The organism is Bacillus sp. PK5-006, from assembly GCF_054161415.1.
Genome location: NZ_CP096414.1, coordinates 1,196,073 through 1,215,889, shown reverse-complemented (window position 1 = coordinate 1,215,889; position 19,817 = coordinate 1,196,073). Strand labels below are relative to the sequence as shown.

Sequence of the window (19,817 nt, the reverse complement as noted above, 5' to 3'; positions counted from 1 at the left end):
TCCTTACACGACTGTTTTCTCTTGATTAAACTTCCTGACATCGACAAAGCGGCCATGTATCGCAGCCATTGCAGCCATTGCCGGGCTGACAAGATGCGTTCTCGCACCCTTCCCTTGACGCCCTTCAAAGTTACGGTTTGATGTGGACGCGCAGCGTTCGCCCTCCGGTACCACATCGTTATTCATACTAAGGCACATACTGCAGCCTGATTCTCTCCATTCAAATCCTGCTTCAAGGAAGATTTCATGAAGACCTTCTTTTTCTGCTTGCAATTTGACACTTTGAGAGCCAGGCACCACAATCGCTCTGACATGATCTGCTACTTTTTGTCCTTCAATCATAGAAGCAGCTTGACGTAAATCAGTCATTCTTGAGTTCGTACATGAGCCGATAAAGACATGCTCAATCGTAATATCTTCTATACGCTGATGCGGGTGGACACCCATGTATTCGTAAGCACGAATTGCTTCTTTTTGATCATCTTCTTGTGCAAAGTCCTCAGGTCCTGGGATTGATGCATCCACAGGCAGTACCATTCCTGGGTTAATTCCCCACGTAACCATTGGTGAAATCTGATTTCCATCTAATACAATGGTTTTATCGTAGGTTGCACCTGGATCTGTTCTAAGTTCTTCCCATTCTTTAATAGCTGCTTCGAAGTCTTCACCCTGCGGTGCATATTTGCGGCCGCGGCAATATTCGAAGGTGACTTCATCAGGTGCAATCAATCCTGCTCTTGCGCCTGCTTCAATTGACATATTACAAACGGTCATCCGCTCATCCATCGTCATGTTTCTGAATACTTCCCCAGTGTATTCAATGACATAACCTGAGCCGAACTTCACGCCGTGCGCACCAATGACGGCTAAAATGACATCTTTGGCGGTTACCCCTTTTTGAAGCTTTCCGTCTACTCTAATTTCTAGCGTTTTCGGACGCTGCTGCCAAAGTGTTTGTGTAGAAAGTACATGTTCAACCTCACTAGTACCGATCCCAAAGGCAAGTGCACCAAACGCGCCGTGAGTTGATGTATGACTATCTCCACAAACGATTGTTTTCCCCGGAAGTGTCAATCCAAGCTCAGGTCCAACGACATGGACAATTCCTTGGTCAACACTGTGAAGGTCAGCAAGACGAACGCCAAATTCCGCACAGTTGCGCTCTAAGGCACTCACTTGCTTTTTAGCAATCTCATCTTTGATCACAAATCGATTCACTGTTGGGATGTTGTGATCCATCGTCGCAAACGTATTTTGAGGTCTTCTCACCTTGCGTCCTTTTTGTCTTAATCCTTCAAATGCTTGAGGTGATGTCACTTCATGCACCAAGTGCAGATCAATATATAAAAGGTCTGGTTTTCCCTCGCCGCTTTTGACTACATGCTGATCCCATATTTTTTCGATGATTGTTCGAGGCATAACCCTTTTCCTCCCTCTACCTAATTCCACAAGATTCTATTTACACAATGGTTTGCACGCGCTGCTTGAGTGCGTCTACAACCGCATTAGTGATTTCTTCAGTCGTTTGATAAGTTCCCTCTTTTGCTGCTAAATCTTTTGTTCGTTTGCCAGAGGCAAGAACAGCTTCGACAGCTTCTTCTATTGCAGCCGCTTCTTCTTCTAATGAAAAGGATGTTCTAAGCAAGCTTGCTGCTGATAAAATGGTTGCCAGAGGGTTTGCAACGTTTTGCCCCGCAATATCGGGTGCTGAACCATGAATTGGCTCATATAAATGAAGGCCAGTGCTTGATAAACTAGCAGATGGCAGCATGCCGAGTGATCCAGTAATCATCGAAGCTTCATCGCTTAAAATGTCACCGAACATATTCTCTGTCACAATGACATCAAATTGAGCAGGCTTGTAAATCAACTGCATGGCAGCATTATCGACGAGCATATGCTCAAATTCAACTTCTGGATATTGGGCAGCAACTTCTTCTACCGCATCCCGCCATAGTTTACTAGAAGCAAGGACATTCGCTTTATCCACAGACGTCACTTTTTTCCGTCTCGTTAAGGCCATGTCGAACGCTTCTTTTAATACGCGGACAATTTCTTCCTTTGTATAAAGGAGCGTATCAACGGCAGCTTCTTTTCCTTCATCATCCGTATAGCGTTCGCTTGGTTCACCAAAATAGAGACCGCCTGTTAATTCACGAACGATGACGAAATCCACTCCGTTAATGTGATCCTGTTTTAATGGTGATGCCTCGCTTAAACTATCGAACACCTTTACAGGGCGGATGTTGGCAAATAAGTCCAGCTGTTTACGAATGGCGAGCAGGCCTTTTTCTGGACGGAGCTCTGGCGGGTTTTGATCCCACTTTGGTCCGCCGACTGCTCCTAATAAAATCGCATCAGCGTTTTTGCATACATCTACTGTTTCCTTTGGAAGCGGGTTATTTTTTTCATCTATTGCGATACCGCCAATGAGCGCAGTTTCGAATTCAAATTCGTGTCTAAATTGAGCCGCTGCCTCTTGAAGGACTGCGACTGCAGATGTCACAACTTCCGGTCCGATTCCATCGCCGGGCAAAAGTGCAATTTTCTTTTTCATGAGAACCTTCCTCCTTTCCTATGAGATCGCGTGATGTTTCTCAATTTCAATCAGATTTGATTTGAAGATTAAATGTCTGTTCACTGCATTGACGTAAGCTTTTGCCGATGCTTCAAGTACATCTTGCGCTACACCGCGTCCTGCTGTTTCTTTTCCTTCTATTGAAACAGTGACATATACTTCTGCTAGTGCATCTCTGCCTTTTCCATTTGATTGAATGCGGTAGTCCAGCAAATGAATTCTTTCTTCCATACAGCGCTCAAGCGTGTTGTACACAGCCTCTACACTGCCTGCACCTGTGGCTGCTTCTTGAATGACTTCCTGCGTTTCTTGGTTTTTCAGAGAAACTGTTGCTGTTGGCATTTGTTCTGTTCCATAGTGCACTTGCAGACTTTCAAATTCGTAGCCAATTTTTCGGTCTGCTACTTTTTCTTCTAATATAATAGAGATCAAGTCATCATCGGTAATTTCTTTCTTCTTCTCTGTCAAGTTCTTGAAAGTCTCAAAGAATTTATTGATTTCGTCTTCCGTTAGTTTAAAGCCTAGTGTTTTCATACGGTCTTTAAACGCGTGTCTTCCGGAGTGTTTTCCAAGGACAAGCACATCTGTTGTCACGCCGACAAGCTCTGGTGAAATAATTTCATAGGTTGTTTTTTCTTTGAGGAAGCCATCTTGGTGAATACCTGATTCATGTGCAAATGCGTTGTTTCCAACGACTGCTTTATTACGCGGCACAATCATTCCTGAGTATTTGCTCACTACATCACTTGTACGCTTAATTTCATTCAATTGAATCGTTGATTCGACCTGGTAAAAGTCTTTTCGAATATGAAGAGCTACTGCAATTTCTTCTAAAGCGGCATTTCCAGCGCGCTCGCCAATTCCGTTGACAGCCGTTTCAATTTGATCTGCTCCATTTTCAATGGCAGCAAGTGAGTTTGCCACAGCCATTCCTAAATCATCGTGACAGTGAGCGGACAAGTTGACGCGGTCGATATTTGGAACGTGTTCCTTCATATATTTAAAGATGTTTCCGTACTCTTTTGGCGCTAGGTATCCAACTGTATCTGGCAAGTTAATGACACTCGCCCCAGCGTCAATGACCTTTTCTACAATTTCTGCCAAGAAAGCAAGATCTGTACGGCACGCATCTTCTGCCGACCATTGGACAACTGGAAAACGTTCTTTCGCATATTTCACCATTGCGACAGCCTGTTCTACGACTTCTTCACGTGTTTTCTTTAGTTTATGCTTCAGGTGAATATCAGAAGTGGCAATAAAGACATGAAGCCTTGGCTCCACTCCATCTTTTAATGCTTCCCATGCAGCATCAATGTCACCTTTCACACATCGTGCAAGACCAGCAACAGAACAGTTTTTAATCGTTCTTGCAATTTCTTGTACGCCTAAGAAATCCCCTCGGGATGAAGCGGGAAATCCCGCTTCAATGATATTAACCCCAAGGCGCTCAAGCTGCTTTGCAATGATTAGCTTTTCTTGTGCATTTAAGTTCACTCCTGGTGATTGCTCTCCATCCCGAAGTGTTGTGTCAAAAAAATTAATTTTCCGCACCGACGCTCACCGCTTCCTTTTTCTTTCCTTGTTTAACGAAAGGCATCATTTCACGAAGCTTTCTACCAACGATTTCAATTTGGTGCTCATTTTCATTTGCATTGATCGCATTGAAACGTGGACGATTCACTTGGTTTTCAACAATCCATTCTTTTGCAAATGTTCCGTTTTGGATATCAGTCAAAACAGCTTTCATTGATTCTTTTACTTTTGCATCCACAACGCGTGGTCCTGATACGAAGTCACCCCATTGTGCTGTATCAGAGATTGAATATCTCATGCCTTCTAATCCTTCTTCATACATAAGGTCAACGATCAATTTTAGTTCATGCAGACACTCGAAGTATGCAAGCTCTGGCTGATAACCAGCTTCTGTTAACGTTTCGAATCCTGCTTTTACTAGTGAAGTAAGGCCTCCACAAAGAACTGCCTGCTCACCGAATAGATCCGTTTCTGTTTCTTCTTTAAATGTTGTTTCAAGAACGCCCGCTCTTGCTCCGCCGATCGCTTTTGCATAAGCAAGTGCTTTGTCTTTCGCTTGGCCAGATACATCTTGATAGATAGCAAATAGGGCAGGTACACCAGCGCCTTGCTCATATGTTCTTCTCACAAGATGTCCTGGTCCTTTTGGCGCTACAAGATACACGTCTACGTCACTTGGAGGAACAATTTGATGGAAGTGAACGTTGAATCCGTGTGCGAATACAAGTGAGTTGCCACCTTCTAATTGATCTTTGATTTCTTCATCATATACTTTCTTTTGCTGCTCATCTGGAAGTAGTACCATCACGACGTCTGCTTGTGCTGCTGCTTCTTTTACTGTGAATACTTGATGGCCGTCTTCTTGTGCTTTTGTATAAGATCCGCCTTTTCTTACGCCGACGATCACATCTACGCCGCTTTCTTTTAAGTTCAATGCATGTGCATGACCTTGTGAACCGTAACCAATGATTGCTACCTTTTGACCATTTAATACGTTTTCTTGAATATCACCGTTATAATATACTTTTACCATTTGACTCTCTCCTTTTGTTTAGACAATTGAAATTGTTTTATTTGTTTGCGGCTTTTGCTGATTATCTCTCGCAAAGGCCGTAGTGCCAGTTCTGGCGACTTCTTTAATGCCGTATGGCTTAAGTAATTCAATGAGTGCTTCAATTTTTGAAGACTCACCTGTCACCTGAATGACGACACTCTCTCTGCTCACATCTACAATAGAAGCTCTAAACGGTTCAATGACACCCGTGATCTCCATTCTAGATGCTGGTGCAGATACGACTTTTATCAAAGCCAGCTCTCGCTGAACGATTGATTGGTTTGTAATGTCTGTTACTTTCAGAACATCGATTTGTTTGTTCAGCTGTTTTGTCAGCTGTTCGATGTCTTTCTCCTGGTCTACATGGACGACGAACGTGATGCGTGATACATCTTGAATCTCAGAATGGCCGACCGTAATGCTTTCAATGTTGTAGTGTCTTTTAGTAAAGAGGCCTGTGATTCTGTTCAGTACGCCTGATCGATTTAATACAGTCAACACAATAATTCTTTTCAAGGTTTCACCCCCACCATCTCATGAAGTCCTTTCCCCGGTGCTACCATCGGGAATACTTTTTCATCTCGCGCTACATTGACATCGATGAAAACAGGCTCTCTAGAGGTTAAGGCTTCTTCAAGCTTTTCTTTCGCCTCTTCGTCTGATGAGATTCTGATTCCTTTAATGCCATAAGCTTCAGATAATTTGACGAAGTCTGGCTGCTCTGAAAATTTAGAATGTGAGTAGCGTTCTTCGTAGAAAATTTCTTGCCATTGTCTTACCATTCCAAGGCTGTGATTATTGAGTACAATCACTTTGACTGGAAGGTTCAGCTCACGGATAACGGCAAGTTCTTGCAGGGTCATTTGGAAACCTCCGTCTCCTAAAATCGCTACAACAGTTGCCTCTTGATCAGCCAGCTGAGCGCCGATGGCTGCTGGTAATCCGAAGCCCATTGTGCCAAGACCTCCAGATGTGACCCACTTATCTGCATTTTCAAATGGATAGAACTGTGCCGCCCACATTTGATGCTGTCCCACATCAGTTGCGACAATGGCTTCACCTTTTGTGAATTGATGAATGTATTCAATCAGCTTTTGAGGCTTAAAGCCTTCTGCTTCGTTTTCAACGTACCAGAGTGGATATTCTTCCTTCCACTGATCTAATTGATTTTTCCATTCGTCTGATTCCCCTTGCTTCCCGTCTTGCTTGATCAGTTCTTCAAGAACGAGCTTACTGTCTCCAACAACCGGGATATGGGTATGAATGTTCTTGCCGATTTCCGCTGGGTCGATGTCAATATGAGCGACCTTCGCATGTTTCGCAAAATGATTGAGGTTGCCTGTTACCCTGTCATCAAATCTTGCTCCGATTGAAATGAGCAGATCACATTGATGAAGAGCCATGTTCGCTGCATATGTGCCATGCATACCAGCCATCCCTAGGAAAAGAGGATGCTTTGCCGGGAATCCGCCAAGTCCAAGCAATGTATGAGCGACTGGGATTTGCTGCTGCTCTACATACTGTCTTAATTCTTCAGATGCTTTGCCATGAAGAACGCCGGCTCCTGCTAGAATGACTGGTTTTTTCGCTCTGCTGACAGCTTCTACTAATTTGCGAATTTGCAAATAGTTCGGCTCTACTTTTGGCTGATAACCAGGTAAATCAATTGGCTGATCATATTCAAAGGTTCCTTCAATGCCTGCGACATCTTTTGGAATATCAATTAAGACTGGACCAGGTCTGCCTGTTGTTGCGATATGGAATGCCTCTTTAATGACACCTGGTAATTCCTCTGGATTCCTTACCTGGTAGCTGTGCTTTGTAATTGGCATTGTGATGCCGAGTACATCTGCTTCTTGGAATGCATCCGATCCAATGACTGACGTTGCCACCTGCCCTGTGAATACAACAAGGGGAAGTGAATCAATCATCGCATCTGCAATTCCTGTCACAAGGTTTGTCGCTCCCGGCCCTGATGTGGCAATGACCACACCCGGTTTACCAGATACTCTTGCGTATCCTTCTGCTGCGTGAATCGCTCCCTGCTCATGTCTTGGCAGGACATGAAATAAACCAGAATCGTAAATTTTATCGTAGATTGGCAAAACTGCTCCGCCCGGATAGCCAAAAATGACTTCTACTTTTTCTCTTTTGAGTGCTTCAATTAACATGAGTGCACCGTTCATCGTTTGTGGTGCTTTTGATTTTTCCGTCTCCATTTGTACATTTGTCCCCATTTGATTTCCTCCTCTTTGTCTTGCTTCAGTCAAGTCCTTTCACCCTTTTCCATTCAAGATAGAGATATGAGACCATATAAAAAAGCCTTCTCACCCCACAATGACACTACTTTTCACTAGGTCAAAGGGGCGAAAAAGCTTTGTTTTTCGCGGTACCACCCTTGTTCACGGCAACCCTGCTGCCGTCTCATGGACATCTTTCGTCCATTTTGGTAACGAGTGAGCAATGTCACTCGGCCTGCCCTACTATCATTTCAAGCAGACACTCAGAGGTGAGTTCACTTTAGAAAGTAACACCGGTTTCCAGCTAGCACCGGCTCTCTGTAGATACTGACTCTAAAGCTACTAGTCCTCTTCAACGTTTATCGATATCTATTTAACTTGCATGAATGTTTTCATCTGCAAAAACGACTTTTTCTCCCTCTTCAACTACTCGCTTACGGAATTGTTCAAGAAGTTTGTTTGTGTGGAACCCAGGTTTTCCTTCACCGATTGTACGGCCGTCAACTTTTACAACGGCGATAACTTCGGCTGCGGTTCCTGTTAGAAATACTTCTTCAGCTGTATACACATCATGTCTTGTGAATGGTTCTTCTTTCACTTCGTAGCCTAAGTCTTCTGCAATCTCCATGATGGCATTTCTTGTAATGCCTTCAAGTGCGCCAATATAACCTGGCGGTGTAAAAAGCTTACCTTTTTTATAAATAAACACGTTGTCTGCAGAACCTTCCGCCACGTACCCTTGATCGTTCAGCATCAGCGCTTCACTCACACCGGCCATATGGGCTTCGATTCGGACAAGAATGTTATTCAAATAATTTAATGATTTCACTTTTGGGCTAAGGACATCTGGACGATTTCGTCTTGTTGGAACCGTCACAATATCAATACCCGTTTCATATAGGTGCTTTGGAAAAATGGCCAGCGGCTCTACAATGATCACTGTATTGGCTCTCCCGCAGTTGTTAGGATCTAACCCAAGATCACCTGCTCCTCTTGAGACGACAAGGCGGATATAGGCATCCTTTAGGCCGTTCCTTTCAACGGTATGAATCATTTTTTCCGTGAGTTCCTCAAGTGAATATGGAATGTTCAGCATAATGGATCTAGCGGAATCATACAGGCGGTCTAAATGTTCTTTCATTCGAAAGATATTTCCGTTATACACGCGAATCCCTTCGAAAACACCGTCGCCATATAAGAAGCCATGATCGTAAACTGAAATTTTCGCATCCTCTTTTTTCACGAGTTCATCGTTTAAAAAGATCCACTGTTCCTTTTGGTCTTCCATTTTCAGTGAGCACCCTCTCTTTCAAACAAAAAGTAGTTGAATTTTCAGACACTTTATATTGAAGTGTCTCTCGCTTGCACTGCGTGTTTGTTTAGCTTTTGTTGAACCCATCTTACGCCGCTTTCCATACAGTGTCAACAGCATTTTTAAAATTATTAGACAATTTAGACTAATCAAAATTAAATGTATACGCTTACACCTTTGCTAGACAAGGAATGAAAAAACTTAAAATTTTTTGTATTTTTTCTTCAATTTATTTACTTTACATGAACGGTTTTCTTTTGAGAAAACTTTTGTGATATTTTTTCACAACATTTTTGATGAATATTGTGAGATTTCTTTGGCTTTGTTTTTCTTTTGGCATGCCTTTCTAAAGCGTTTTCCTATGAATTTATGATAGAATGAGAGCATCTAATAGAAGGAGGGCAATACATGGCTAACATCAGAGGTTATATCGGTACGTATACAAAGGGAGACAGTAAAGGTGTTTATACGTTTACATTAAATACGGACAAGCAGCAGATTGAGCAAGTAGAAGTTGCTGCTGAACTTGAAAATCCTACATATTTAACCGTGTCAGAGGATCAAAAGTTTGTTTATGCTGTTGTGAAAAAAGGATCACAGGGCGGCCTTGCTGCGTATCAAATTGATTCAACAACAGGCAGACTTCACTTCATCAACCAAGAGCTTGCCGATGGAGCTTCTCCTTGCCACGTCAGCGTGGACAGTCAAACGAAAACGGCGTATACAGCGAACTATCATAAAGGGACAGCAGAGATGTATGAAATCGATGCTGAAAACGGCTCAGTGATCCGCACGCTCTCACAGGCGCAGCATGAAGGAACTGGCCCTAACGAAGATCGTCAGGAAAAGCCGCACACTCACTTTATGGGTCTCACGCCAGATGAACAATTTGCAGTGGCTGTTGACCTTGGAACAGATGGAATTTATACGTATAAGAAAGAAGACGGCAAACTTGAGCTTGCTCATACATTTGAAACAAAGCCAGGCAGCGGACCTCGTCATATCACATTCCACCCAACGAAACCTGTGGCATATGTCATGACAGAGCTAAGCTCAGAGGTCATTGTGCTTCGTTACTTTGAAGATGGTCATTTTGAAGAGATCCAAACAATCGCGACCATTCCAAGCGATTTTACGGAGAACAATCAAGGAAGTGCCATTCATGTCTCTTCAGACGGACAATTTGTTTATGCAGGAAATCGCGGTCATGACAGCATTGCGATTTTTAAAACAGACGCTGATGGCCAATTAAGCCTAGTCGAGATTGCTTCTTCTGAAGGAAACTGGCCTAGAGATTTTGTACTTGATCCAACAGAAGAATTCCTCGTCGGTTCAAACCAAGAATCTAGCAATCTTGTGTTATACAAACGCGACAAAGAAACAGGACGACTCACTGTCTTACAATCAGACATTACCGTCCCTCATCCAGTTTGCGTGAAATTTTTAGGGTAAAGAAAAAAGCCTCCAATAACGGAGGCTTTTCTTTATACAGACGGCATACCGCCATCTTCAAGCTTTTGATCAATCAAAGACGTATCGGTTTTTTCGCCGAACCATTTTGACAGTCTGTCTTTTGCTTTCCCTTTCACATCATCATCAATGTACATTGCTACTTGAAGCAAAGCAAATGTAATGGCTCCTAAATCATCTGTATAGCCGACACCAATCAATGTATCCGGAATGAGATCAAGTGGAAGGATAAAATAGCCGAGTGCTCCAATAATCAAGGTCTTTGCTTTGACCGGCACTTCGGGTTTTTGCAATGTATAGTAAAGTAATAGCACAGCATAGACAAGAGAGACACCAGCTTTTTGTGCCGTCTTTTTTAACTTTTCCCAAAAGGCATGATCATTAAAATGCTTCTTCGAACGCTTTAATAGTTCTTTTTTCTCAGAACGATTCATCATATCGCCTCCATCTACAGCATAGCCCTTTTCCCTTAGTTATACAAGATATCCGCCGATTCGACAAACAAAAAGCAGCAGAAAGCTGCTGCATTCTACTGCTCTTTGTAAAACTTTTCAATTGCCTTATCGATGTACACCCATCCTTTATAAGACACATGAATCGTATCTTTAAAGAAATATGGATCGTACTCATGCTTAGTCAAATCCGCGACTTCATACCCATTATCTCGAATTTGACGATTGATTTTTTCATAATAACCTGTACGGCCTTCTTTCGGAAAACCGGTGTAGTCATACCACTTTCCGTTGACAGGAATCGTTACAAACAAAGGCTTTGCCCCTGCCTGTTTTAAAATATCAAGCATGATTTGAAAATCTTTATATTCTGGTGATTCCGCATAAGAATGACCTTCACGGGAATCTTTCATCTTTTTCATGATCGGTTTCAGCTTGTGGTCAAACAGTTTTTGATTAATATAAAACGGGTTGTCCCCTGCTCTTTTCGCACCAAAAATGCTCGCTTCTTTTTCAAGCTCAGCCCATGTTTTTCCTTTGACTGAAGGAGACGGTTGAAGCTTGCGCTCATGCCCCGATCCAATCGTATAGTACATGTCTTTCTTTTGAAGCATGCCATAGTACATTTTCGCAATAGGAGAAATCGCGCCATAAGCGAACTTGTTCCCAGATAGCTCTGCTTTAAAAAGCTCTGTAATCACCATGTCGTTTTTGACTGCTTTAAATTTCATGATTCTTTTAATCAGCTCTTTTTTCACAGTTGGATCAATTTCTTTATTATAGGCAAGATTCAGCGCTTGAAGCGCTGAATAGTTAGGTGCAAAGTGATTCTCGTCAGATCCCCATTTCACAAACCACTGCGGGGACACGATAAATACAAGCTTCTTCCCTTTCAATTCATCCATATGCGCTGCGAAGTTCATCGCATGAATTAATGATTGCGATCCACCTTTTCCAATAAGATAAGGTGTAAACCCTTGAGGATTCTCATGAAAGAAATTCGAAGGGTGATATGGATCAAAACGTGATAGTTCAGAAGATCCATAGATCGGCAAATAAGTTGGATCTTTTAGCATTTCATCTTGTAAATAGAGCCCTTGGAACATCCCTGGATCTAATTCTGTGGCTGACTTTTGTAATTTGTCTTTTGGGATCAGGTGTGAGAGCCATGCATTTGGTACAAGAAGAACACCAATGAATAGAACAGCCGCTAAAATAAGCGGCCCAAAAAAACGCTTTTTCATTACTTCATCTCTGCCAGCTGCTCAGCAATATGATTCGGCGTATCCCACACATCACGATCGAATTCTGTAATCGGAACAGTGATTCCGAGTTGACTTTCAATTGCCATAAGCAGTTCTACTGTACCAAATGAATCAAGAAGACCTTCTTCAAAAATCGCAATCTCTGGATTTTCTTTCACAACGTCGTCCTGACAAACCTCTGCAATAATACCGTATACTTGATTTTTAAATTCCATAATTTTCTACTCCCTTAATCATTAATGATGAAATGGTTTTCCTGAAAAAATATAAAATCCGAAACAAATCACATGGAATGTAATAATGATTGACACAACCATTGTGACCTTATTATCCGGCCACCACTTGTGCTTTTTATTCCATTTCTCAAATAAATTGTAACCGGACATGACAACTGCATGATATAGTCCGTAAATAATATATTGAAGGGCAAGGCCATGCCAAGCACCCATCAATAGAAAGAGGACAAAGTACCCAATATTTGATACAGCCATTCGGTTCTTGATCCACTTCTTTTTGGTCATAAAGAACACAAATCTCATAAACACGTAGTCTCTGAACCAGAAGGACAGGGACATATGCCAGCGATTCCAGAAGTCTTTAATGTTTCGGCTGATAAACGGTTTATTAAAGTTCTCTGGCGACTTAATGCCCATAATATAACTCACACCTACAGCAAACATTGTATATCCAGCAAAGTCAAAGAACAAATACATGCTGTAGGCATACATATACGTTAACTGCTGAACAAAGTGACTGCTGCTAATATGATGGATATTCATCAGAATATATGTGTGAATTAGATAACCAATAATAAACTTATATAAGAAGCCAATGAAAATTTTATGAATACCGGCATATAGAAGATCACTGTATGCTTCCTTTTCAGGCGGCGTATCCATATCCTTTTCAAACCGGCGGTAACGGTCAATCGGACCTGATGAAATCGTCGGGAAAAAGACAATGAAATAGACCAAACGGTGAATCGGAATTTTCTTCTTAATCAAGCCGTCTCTTGTCTCAATAATTAACTGAACACCTTTAAATGTTAAGTACGAGATCCCCAAAAAGCTCAGCCAGTTCATTGGCGGCGGCTGGTGCGGCTGATGAGTTAAAAAGAACGGTAAAATCTTTGACAGTACAAGCGGCAAAATAGATGCCACCACTGCTGCATAGAAAACAGATGCCTGATTCGCCTTTAGCCGGTATGCAAGGTACAGGCGGATGATGAAGACTTGCCACACCGTGAACAAGAAGAGCAGCAGCGCGCCATGGGCATCCTTTGAGAAAATAAGTACCAGCGCCACAACCGTTGCAAACATGTTGTAGCCCTGCATTCTTTTGCCGCGAAGTCCAAGAATGATCGTCGGCAAAAGAAGAATACCAATTAGAATGAAGAAAAAGAATGAACTAAACGGAATCATAGAAGAACCTCTTTCGCGATTCTCTTACGGTCAACCTTCCCGTTTGGTGTCATGTACAGCTGCTCAAGATAGACAAACTTTCTTGGGATCATGTACGCTGGCAGTGAATCCGCCATTTCTTTCTTAATCGCGCTTGTCAGCTGATACTCTTTTTCAAATGAATGAGCTGCTGGAACAATCGCTGCAATCAAGTACTCAACATGACCGTTTGGCTGGAATGGCACAATCACACAAGCATTGACATAGGTTGTCTCGCTCACATGATATTCAATTTCTTCAAGCTCCATTCGGTATCCATGAAGCTTAATTTGATAGTCGAGACGGCCATGGCACGTAATTAAACCATCATGCGCCACACCCGCGTCACCTGTACGGTAAGCAGGACGTCCTTCGTATTCAAAGAACACTTTATCTGTCAAGGCTTGTTCACCTAAATAGCCACTCGTGACGCTTGGCCCCACGATGACAATTTCGCCTTTTTCACCATCAGGAAGTGTCTTGCCTTCTTCATCTAAAATGACGATGTCTGTATCAGGTTTGGCATAGCCGACTGGTAAAGAATCGTGCTGATCGAGAATCGCCTGTGTGACTTCAATCGATGTGATCGCAACAGTTGCTTCAGTTGGACCATACGTATTAAAGACCTGCGCCTTTGGAAAACGCTCCAGAAGTGAACTTGCTACAGCTACAGGAAGCGCCTCACCGCAGAACAAGAAAACTTTCAGCTCTGGTAAAAGCTCCCCTGTAAAGGATGGGTCCATTAAGCACATTTGCACAAAAGAAGGTGTTGATGTCCACACTTCAACGTCAGATTGACCAAGTGCTGCAAACATATCCTTTGGCTTATTGACGAGATCTTTTACTAAACAGTAAAGCGTGCCGCCTGATTGAAGCGCTGGATAGAGATCCATCACTGATAAGTCAAAAGAAAATGGTGCTTGATTTAAGAATGTGCGTCCCTCACCAATTGGGAAGTCACGGCACATCCAATCTGTAAAGCTTTCTAGATTATTGGCTGTTACCTGAACGCCTTTCGGTTTTCCGGTACTGCCAGAGGTATAAATAATGTAAAAAACATCATCTTGTTGAACCCACTGCGTGGATGGCGGTGCTTCTTTTTCAAGTGCTAAAAGCGATGCCGCACTCTTCACTTCAATGTGTTCTTCTACATCTAATACATTCTGCTCATTTGCACAAATCAATAGACTGGCTTTTGAGCTTTCAATAATTGAGACGATACGCTCGACAGGTATTGAGATGTCGACCGGAATATATGGTCTGCCTGATTTCACACTGCCTAAGAAAGAAATCAGCATCTCTGGCTCCATATGACCGTATACAATGACAGGTTCACTGCCTGCTGCGACTGCATCGATCGCACCAGCCATTTGGTCTGATAAATACCAAAGCTCATCATATGTGATCGACGCATGTTGAGAAACAAATGCTGGCTGTGTTGGTTTTGTTTGCTGGTATTCATGAATCGTTTGTAATAGTTTCATAGTTTAATCTCCAATTAAAAATCGTTGTAAATGAATGATCCCGTATTTGCTGTATGGAATCCGTAAATAAAGAACAATAATAGCAAAATAAGTAAGTAAAAGCTTGTATATCCTATCCATTTTACAGACTTATTTTCTGATAGCTTTTTGAATAGCATATTGATAACCTCTTTTCTTTTGACACTTATAGAGACGCATGACTCAATCAAAGAGTTTCATATCAAACCATAAAATTTTTAAGAAATACTAAAAAAATGTCGAACCTTGGAACGTCTCATTTGAGCAAAGCTGTCTTATTGTAACAAAGATTTAATACATTTGAAATGAAATCCGATCTTAAATTTGCCTTAAAATTGCTGAAAGCTGTCGAACTAACGCAAAAGCCACCTAGTGGGACTAGATGGCTTTGATGTCATTTACTTCTTATATTTATTGACTTCGAACATGAGAATGTTTTTAAACACTACATAATCCTTTTTACTTTCAAATGGACCTTTGTTGTTGTCATGCTCATCAATTTCATAAAAACCTGGTCCTTCTCCTGCATCACGCTTTTTGTACCAGGATAGGAAGGCGTTGACTTCTTTCATGGAAAGGTCATACTCTTTCTGCAAGCCATTGACCATTGTGATGATGAGAAGGGCATCACCGTCTTCATTTGTTGTATCGTCTGTAGGCGGTGTGGTTGGTTCTGGGTCTTTGTCTCCTAGATTTGTAGAATCATCTTTTGGTGGTGTTGTCGGTTCTGGATCTTTGTCACCGGGTGTTTCTGTGTTGTTTGGAAGTTCCAGGTCTTTTAAGGAGATAGAGATGACCGATTTATAGTTTCTATCAGCTAATTGAGTAAAGTTATTGTTGGGTATTCTACCTCCTATGATATATAAAGTATCATCTATAATCACAGAAGAATGAGCAATACGCATATCGCTTTGCGGCGTATTCACATAAGATTTCTGTTCTGTATTAACGTCATAAAGATATTGATATTTTGGAGCAACTGCCGTAACTAATATATTTTCTTTATAATTAACAGCAGACAAATACTCCCCTTTAAATCCGTCTTTTTTTTCTGTCCACTTATTATTAGAAGGGTTGTATTCATAGATTATAGATTTTGTATTACCGGAAACTGCATAAAACTTCCCTTTCGAAACCACACTTGTAGCATTTTTAATTATTACACTTGGTTGTGGTTCTTTTACCCATTCGTGTGTGGTTACATTATAACTATAAAATTCATCTCCCCCACCTAGAACATAAATTTTGTTATCAATAGCTCCAGCCTGTACATTATATGCTCCTTTTAATGACTTAAACGGAACATTTTCTAACTTAGTCCATTCATCTTTTTTTGCATCATAAACTTCAAAGCTATTAAACTTTCTATCTTCAGATCCCCCTGCTATAACATAAATTTTGTTGCCAATTGTTACTGTTGCCGCCCCTCCCCTAGCAGTTGGCATTACACTTTTTTCAAACCATTTGTTCATGCTGGGATCATACATATAAGTTTGATCTGAATATCCTTTATTATAAGAACCTCCCCCTATAATATAGATGTTTCCGTCTACTACTCCTGTACTAGCACCAATTCTTGCCTCCGGTAAGTCCGCAAGCTTTTTCCATTCTGCAGTTGCAGCTTGTGCTACTTGATGTGATTGCAGAATAGCAAGTACAAACAAGATCATTACTAATAACCATTTTTTCAAGAATATCACTCCTTCAGATAGTCTTACTCTATATGTATCGGATTAAACTGTACATTTTCTACCACAAAATAGAAGTGAATTTAGAATAGTAGTGTTCTTCTCTAATTCACTTTCATATCACTCGCTACTTTTTACCTATTCATTACCTATTTTTATATTGTTAAAATAAAACATAATTATTTGAGAAGGGAGTGAACCTTCTGGGCAAGATACTTGATGCAAAAGCACTAACAAGTGCCATGGACACGAGGGCAAAACACTACCAGGAACTCCGCGAACAAATGGTAGATTTAAAAAAGGCATTACAAGGTGTTGCCAATCTCGGTGATGATTTCACTGGGAAAGGAGCCGATAACATTAAAAGCTTTTATAAAGAGCTTGCTGGAAATGTAGACATGTTTATCAGCTTCATTGATAAGCAAAAAGCCTTTCATGAAGGTGTTTCTGGGACACTGGATGATACGAGCTTTGGCGGCGATACCTTTATAGAGGAACACTTTTTAGACAACGCAGTACATATGGGCATCAAAAACGCCAAAAGCATTGTGAAGGATCAAAAAAAGGCACTCAAAACCATTTTTCAAGACATTGATGACCTCATTTCCCTAGAGGTATTTGATAGCCAAACCTTTGATGAAAAAATAGAAGATGCGGAAGATGAACGAAAAAAGACGGTCAAAGAACTAAGAAAGCTTGATCAAAATTTAAAAGATGAATATGCTTTGTCAGAGACGGAGCAGCAAGCTACAATGGCATTGTACGCTGAAATGATGAATGCGACAAATGACGGAAAAGCGATTTCGCCTATGAATTTTGACAAGAAAGCGTATCAAAATAGCGAAATCTACAAGGCAAAAAGCGATATTGAAAAGCAAACTGCTGAATATCTGAAAATCAAAAAAGAACAAGAAGAAGCCCGCAAGATCGCAAAGGAACAAGAAGCCCTCGCCAACCGCCCTTGGTATGAAAAAGCCCTCGATTATGGTGGAAACATCGTGAATGAACTGACTGGCGTGAACGATGCAAAACGTGCCGCAACAGGCGTTGATCCAATCACAGGCGAGGAACTCACCGCGGGACAGCGAGTCGCGGCAGGCGGCATGGCAGCCGCAGGCTACATCCCAATCGTCGGCTGGGCAGGCCGCATTTTCAAAGGCGGGAAAGCAGTCTATAAAACCACCCAAGCCACATCAGCCGCGGTCAGGGCAGTCGACATTTACAAGACATCACAAAAATCCTTTGACGCCCTGAAAACATCTCAAAAAGGTTTATATGGCCTCACCGCCACCAACGGCTTCAGCGAGGCGATCACAGGCCGGGATATGTTTGGAAACAAGATCTCAAAAGAACAGCAGGAAGCGAGTATGAACGCAGCGCTTGGAATGCTTTTGCCGTTTGGACTAAATGGTGTAAATAATAAATTAAAAAATAAAGCAACACTAGACGTACAGAAAAACTTAAATAAAAACCATCATGAATCTAGAAAAGCTAGTTTAAAAGAAATTAAACGCCAATTAAATATACCAAGAACACAAAACCCTGAAAGTCAAAAGATGGTGCCCTTAACAGATAAAAATGGAAAAAGAATATTAAATGAAAAAAACCAACCAATCCTTACGAGAGAGCTTACGTATGAAGTTAATGGTAAAAAGATTGTTATTCAGGATCATTCAAATGGTCACGATTTTGGAGAAGGAGGCATCGGAAACCAACCTTCACACCACAATGTAAGACCTGAACATAACACCCGCAATGGTAAAGTCGAAGGTGTAGAAGACCATTATTATTTTGAAAGAAGAAACAATAAATAACTCAAACGAGGAGTATCCAAATGATTAGAGAAGAAAAATTTATGAACCCACAAGCGATGACTCAAATTTTCGGGGGGATCCCCCATTTTAAAAATGCAGAAATCATGAATGTTGATTTAAACAGAGATGGTCCTACCCTATTTATAAGACTAATGACAAAAGACTCCGTGAAGAATAAACCTAAACGTTGGGGGAATTTTGATGTTGTCTACGTTGAATTATCATTCATTGGTGTAACGGATTTAAAAATTAATCATTTAGGAAATAATAATATAATTGATCATTTTGAAATTAACACAACAGAGAATGAAGGATTTCTAAAAATAAATTGCAAGAATCAAATGCAAATCGAAACCATATTTGATTGGGCAAGGGTTGAACAAATTTCACCGGGGCTAATTGGTTCTTAAAATCGTTTCGCAGTACGAAAGTGGCTTCAGCCACTTTCGTATAAAACCTCATTATACACTTCATGACTTCTATTAATACACTGAAATTATGATCAAAAAACAATAAAAAGAACCTGTGGTTTCATGATTTTCTCATCATTCCATGATAAGAAAATCCGTCACAAGGCAAGCGGCTTTTTCCGTTTTGATCTAGTCCCTAAAAGCTTGGGTATATCCCGTCACCAAGCCTGTTGTAAACATGGCAATATCCACCTTGCCATGAAAACGGGTGACGAGCAAGTCCCTTGCGTGCTTGTAGTTTTGTTCAAGCGCTTCTGCAAATTCCTCATAAAGATAAAAATCATTGTCTTCATTAAATCGCTTATCCTCATAAGCTTGAAGATATAGTGCTGACTCCGCATCCATGAAACAGCCCATTCCCATATTCACACCGTAGCCGAAGAACTCGTCTTCTTTCAAATGTTTGAGTTACTCCCCTGCTCTTGTGGCAAGCCCCATTCTATTGCTTGCATTGCTCGTTTGTGAACTTAATCATTGCATAAGCTGCGCGTTCGTCTCCGCTTTCTAACCGCTTAACTAGAAGTAAAATAGGATATTTCCCTATAGCAACCTTCCTCGTAAAAGATTGGTCACCTTCTGAAACAAAAGGATCACAGGCAATGATTTGACCGATCTGTTTGGCGAATAATTGATTACCTTCTGAGTGGTTTGTTGTCTCTCCATTTTCATATAGTAGGTTTGTTGGATTGATATTTTACAAGTGATCATTCCTTTCGGCACTTTTCAAAGGCATGTTTGGAACATAAATCCCAATTGTGAAATTGATAATTTTAAAAACAGGTCTATTTAGATCAAATTCATTTTTTACTATTATATAAATAAAATTATTCTTTGGGAACAATAGTAATGTTTAAATTAGAATCAAATCATGGAGCTTTTTAGTTATTTATGTTATGAAAGCTTACTAATTTTATGATTTTTCATAGATTCTTTAAGTTTTCATTAAGTGTGAATTTTTATTTTTAGAGGATAAATGTAACTATCTAGCGAAATATAGCCA

At 41.0% G+C, this 19,817-nt stretch carries 19 protein-coding genes and 1 other annotated feature; of the genes, 3 read left to right on the top strand and 16 right to left on the bottom strand.

What is annotated here, in order from left to right:
- Positions 1-3 precede the first annotated feature (3 nt).
- The 7 genes from leuC to ilvE all read right to left on the bottom strand — a co-directional run bounded on the left by leuC (position 4) and on the right by ilvE (position 8,693).
- Positions 4-1,419, bottom strand: a complete 1,416-nt coding sequence (gene leuC / locus M1D84_RS06220) for a 3-isopropylmalate dehydratase large subunit (protein ID WP_025092482.1) — start codon at positions 1,417-1,419, stop codon at positions 4-6.
- 40 nt (positions 1,420-1,459) lie between these two features.
- A complete protein-coding gene (gene leuB / locus M1D84_RS06215) occupies positions 1,460-2,557 on the bottom strand; it encodes a 3-isopropylmalate dehydrogenase (protein WP_283859532.1) in 1,098 nt (365 codons plus the stop codon).
- An 18-nt stretch (positions 2,558-2,575) separates the two neighbouring features.
- The gene (locus M1D84_RS06210) at positions 2,576-4,129 is read right to left on the bottom strand and encodes a 2-isopropylmalate synthase (protein ID WP_024423186.1); all 1,554 of its coding nucleotides are present in this window, start codon (positions 4,127-4,129) and stop codon (positions 2,576-2,578) included.
- Positions 4,116-5,144, bottom strand: a complete 1,029-nt coding sequence (gene ilvC / locus M1D84_RS06205) for a ketol-acid reductoisomerase (RefSeq protein ID WP_332284059.1) — start codon at positions 5,142-5,144, stop codon at positions 4,116-4,118. The genes M1D84_RS06210 and ilvC overlap by 14 nt, the downstream gene beginning before the upstream one ends.
- A gap of 18 nt (positions 5,145-5,162) precedes the next feature.
- Positions 5,163-5,681, bottom strand: coding sequence for an acetolactate synthase small subunit (gene ilvN, locus M1D84_RS06200; RefSeq protein WP_007501584.1), 519 nt, complete (start codon positions 5,679-5,681; stop codon positions 5,163-5,165).
- Positions 5,678-7,402, bottom strand: coding sequence for an acetolactate synthase large subunit (gene ilvB, locus M1D84_RS06195; protein WP_025092480.1), 1,725 nt, complete (start codon positions 7,400-7,402; stop codon positions 5,678-5,680). The genes ilvN and ilvB overlap by 4 nt, the downstream gene beginning before the upstream one ends.
- 122 nt (positions 7,403-7,524) lie before the next feature.
- Positions 7,525-7,770 (bottom strand) — a binding site (T-box leader).
- A gap of 8 nt (positions 7,771-7,778) precedes the next feature.
- Complete coding sequence (gene ilvE, locus M1D84_RS06190; protein WP_122631800.1) at positions 7,779-8,693, bottom strand: branched-chain-amino-acid transaminase; 915 nt, start codon at positions 8,691-8,693, stop codon at positions 7,779-7,781.
- Between the two features lie 432 nt (positions 8,694-9,125).
- Between ilvE and M1D84_RS06185 the strand changes: the two genes are divergently transcribed.
- Positions 9,126-10,169 carry a lactonase family protein gene (locus M1D84_RS06185; RefSeq protein ID WP_034621158.1) on the top strand — a complete coding sequence of 348 codons (1,044 nt, stop codon included), beginning with the start codon at positions 9,126-9,128 and terminating at the stop codon, positions 10,167-10,169.
- Positions 10,170-10,201: 32 nt separating this feature from the next.
- Here M1D84_RS06185 and M1D84_RS06180 read toward each other — a convergent pair whose 3' ends face one another.
- From M1D84_RS06180 to M1D84_RS06150, 7 genes are all read right to left on the bottom strand, one after another.
- Positions 10,202-10,621 carry a YkvA family protein gene (locus tag M1D84_RS06180; RefSeq protein WP_024423190.1) on the bottom strand — a complete coding sequence of 140 codons (420 nt, stop codon included), beginning with the start codon at positions 10,619-10,621 and terminating at the stop codon, positions 10,202-10,204.
- Between the two features lie 95 nt (positions 10,622-10,716).
- Positions 10,717-11,883 (bottom strand): D-alanyl-lipoteichoic acid biosynthesis protein DltD, encoded by a 1,167-nt coding sequence (gene dltD, locus M1D84_RS06175; protein ID WP_025092477.1) that lies wholly within the window; start codon positions 11,881-11,883, stop codon positions 10,717-10,719.
- A complete protein-coding gene (dltC, locus tag M1D84_RS06170) occupies positions 11,883-12,119 on the bottom strand; it encodes a D-alanine--poly(phosphoribitol) ligase subunit 2 (RefSeq protein ID WP_024423191.1) in 237 nt (78 codons plus the stop codon). The genes dltD and dltC overlap by 1 nt, the downstream gene beginning before the upstream one ends.
- A 21-nt stretch (positions 12,120-12,140) precedes the next feature.
- Positions 12,141-13,325, bottom strand: coding sequence for a D-alanyl-lipoteichoic acid biosynthesis protein DltB (gene dltB / locus M1D84_RS06165; RefSeq protein WP_332284051.1), 1,185 nt, complete (start codon positions 13,323-13,325; stop codon positions 12,141-12,143).
- Complete coding sequence (dltA, locus tag M1D84_RS06160) at positions 13,322-14,827, bottom strand: D-alanine--poly(phosphoribitol) ligase subunit DltA (protein WP_332284050.1); 1,506 nt, start codon at positions 14,825-14,827, stop codon at positions 13,322-13,324. The genes dltB and dltA overlap by 4 nt, the downstream gene beginning before the upstream one ends.
- A gap of 14 nt (positions 14,828-14,841) precedes the next feature.
- Positions 14,842-14,991 carry a teichoic acid D-Ala incorporation-associated protein DltX gene (locus M1D84_RS06155; protein WP_024427820.1) on the bottom strand — a complete coding sequence of 50 codons (150 nt, stop codon included), beginning with the start codon at positions 14,989-14,991 and terminating at the stop codon, positions 14,842-14,844.
- 252 nt (positions 14,992-15,243) lie between these two features.
- The gene (locus M1D84_RS06150) at positions 15,244-16,545 is read right to left on the bottom strand and encodes a Kelch repeat-containing protein (RefSeq protein ID WP_415474723.1); all 1,302 of its coding nucleotides are present in this window, start codon (positions 16,543-16,545) and stop codon (positions 15,244-15,246) included.
- 230 nt (positions 16,546-16,775) lie between these two features.
- Here M1D84_RS06150 and M1D84_RS06145 point away from each other — a divergent pair, with 230 nt between their 5' ends.
- Together M1D84_RS06145 and M1D84_RS06140 are read left to right on the top strand one after the other, a co-directional pair.
- Complete coding sequence (locus M1D84_RS06145; RefSeq protein ID WP_415475364.1) at positions 16,776-18,347, top strand: T7SS effector LXG polymorphic toxin; 1,572 nt, start codon at positions 16,776-16,778, stop codon at positions 18,345-18,347.
- 20 nt (positions 18,348-18,367) lie between these two features.
- The gene (locus M1D84_RS06140; protein ID WP_008345913.1) at positions 18,368-18,757 is read left to right on the top strand and encodes an immunity 50 family protein; all 390 of its coding nucleotides are present in this window, start codon (positions 18,368-18,370) and stop codon (positions 18,755-18,757) included.
- Between the two features lie 189 nt (positions 18,758-18,946).
- Here M1D84_RS06140 and M1D84_RS06135 read toward each other — a convergent pair whose 3' ends face one another.
- Complete coding sequence (locus M1D84_RS06135; RefSeq protein ID WP_332284047.1) at positions 18,947-19,216, bottom strand: DUF4241 domain-containing protein; 270 nt, start codon at positions 19,214-19,216, stop codon at positions 18,947-18,949.
- A 40-nt stretch (positions 19,217-19,256) separates the two neighbouring features.
- A complete protein-coding gene (locus M1D84_RS06130; RefSeq protein ID WP_415475361.1) occupies positions 19,257-19,418 on the bottom strand; it encodes a DUF4241 domain-containing protein in 162 nt (53 codons plus the stop codon).
- Positions 19,419-19,817: the final 399 nt, after the last annotated feature.

Bases quoted from the DNA above. Each gene is read 5' to 3' on its own strand.
- ilvB (WP_025092480.1), bottom strand. From the start codon at position 7,402: ATGGGGACAAATGTACAAATGGAGACGGAAAAATCAAAAGCACCACAA.
- ilvC (WP_332284059.1), bottom strand. From the start codon at position 5,144: ATGGTAAAAGTATATTATAACGGTGATATTCAAGAAAACGTATTAAAT.
- ilvE (WP_122631800.1), bottom strand. From the start codon at position 8,693: ATGGAAGACCAAAAGGAACAGTGGATCTTTTTAAACGATGAACTCGTG.
- dltB (WP_332284051.1), bottom strand. From the start codon at position 13,325: ATGATTCCGTTTAGTTCATTCTTTTTCTTCATTCTAATTGGTATTCTT.
- leuB (WP_283859532.1), bottom strand. From the start codon at position 2,557: ATGAAAAAGAAAATTGCACTTTTGCCCGGCGATGGAATCGGACCGGAA.
- dltD (WP_025092477.1), bottom strand. From the start codon at position 11,883: ATGAAAAAGCGTTTTTTTGGGCCGCTTATTTTAGCGGCTGTTCTATTC.
- dltA (WP_332284050.1), bottom strand. From the start codon at position 14,827: ATGAAACTATTACAAACGATTCATGAATACCAGCAAACAAAACCAACA.
- M1D84_RS06145 (WP_415475364.1), top strand. From the start codon at position 16,776: ATGGACACGAGGGCAAAACACTACCAGGAACTCCGCGAACAAATGGTA.
- dltC (WP_024423191.1), bottom strand. From the start codon at position 12,119: ATGGAATTTAAAAATCAAGTATACGGTATTATTGCAGAGGTTTGTCAG.
- M1D84_RS06185 (WP_034621158.1), top strand. From the start codon at position 9,126: ATGGCTAACATCAGAGGTTATATCGGTACGTATACAAAGGGAGACAGT.
- M1D84_RS06180 (WP_024423190.1), bottom strand. From the start codon at position 10,621: ATGAATCGTTCTGAGAAAAAAGAACTATTAAAGCGTTCGAAGAAGCAT.
- leuC (WP_025092482.1), bottom strand. From the start codon at position 1,419: ATGCCTCGAACAATCATCGAAAAAATATGGGATCAGCATGTAGTCAAA.
- M1D84_RS06140 (WP_008345913.1), top strand. From the start codon at position 18,368: ATGATTAGAGAAGAAAAATTTATGAACCCACAAGCGATGACTCAAATT.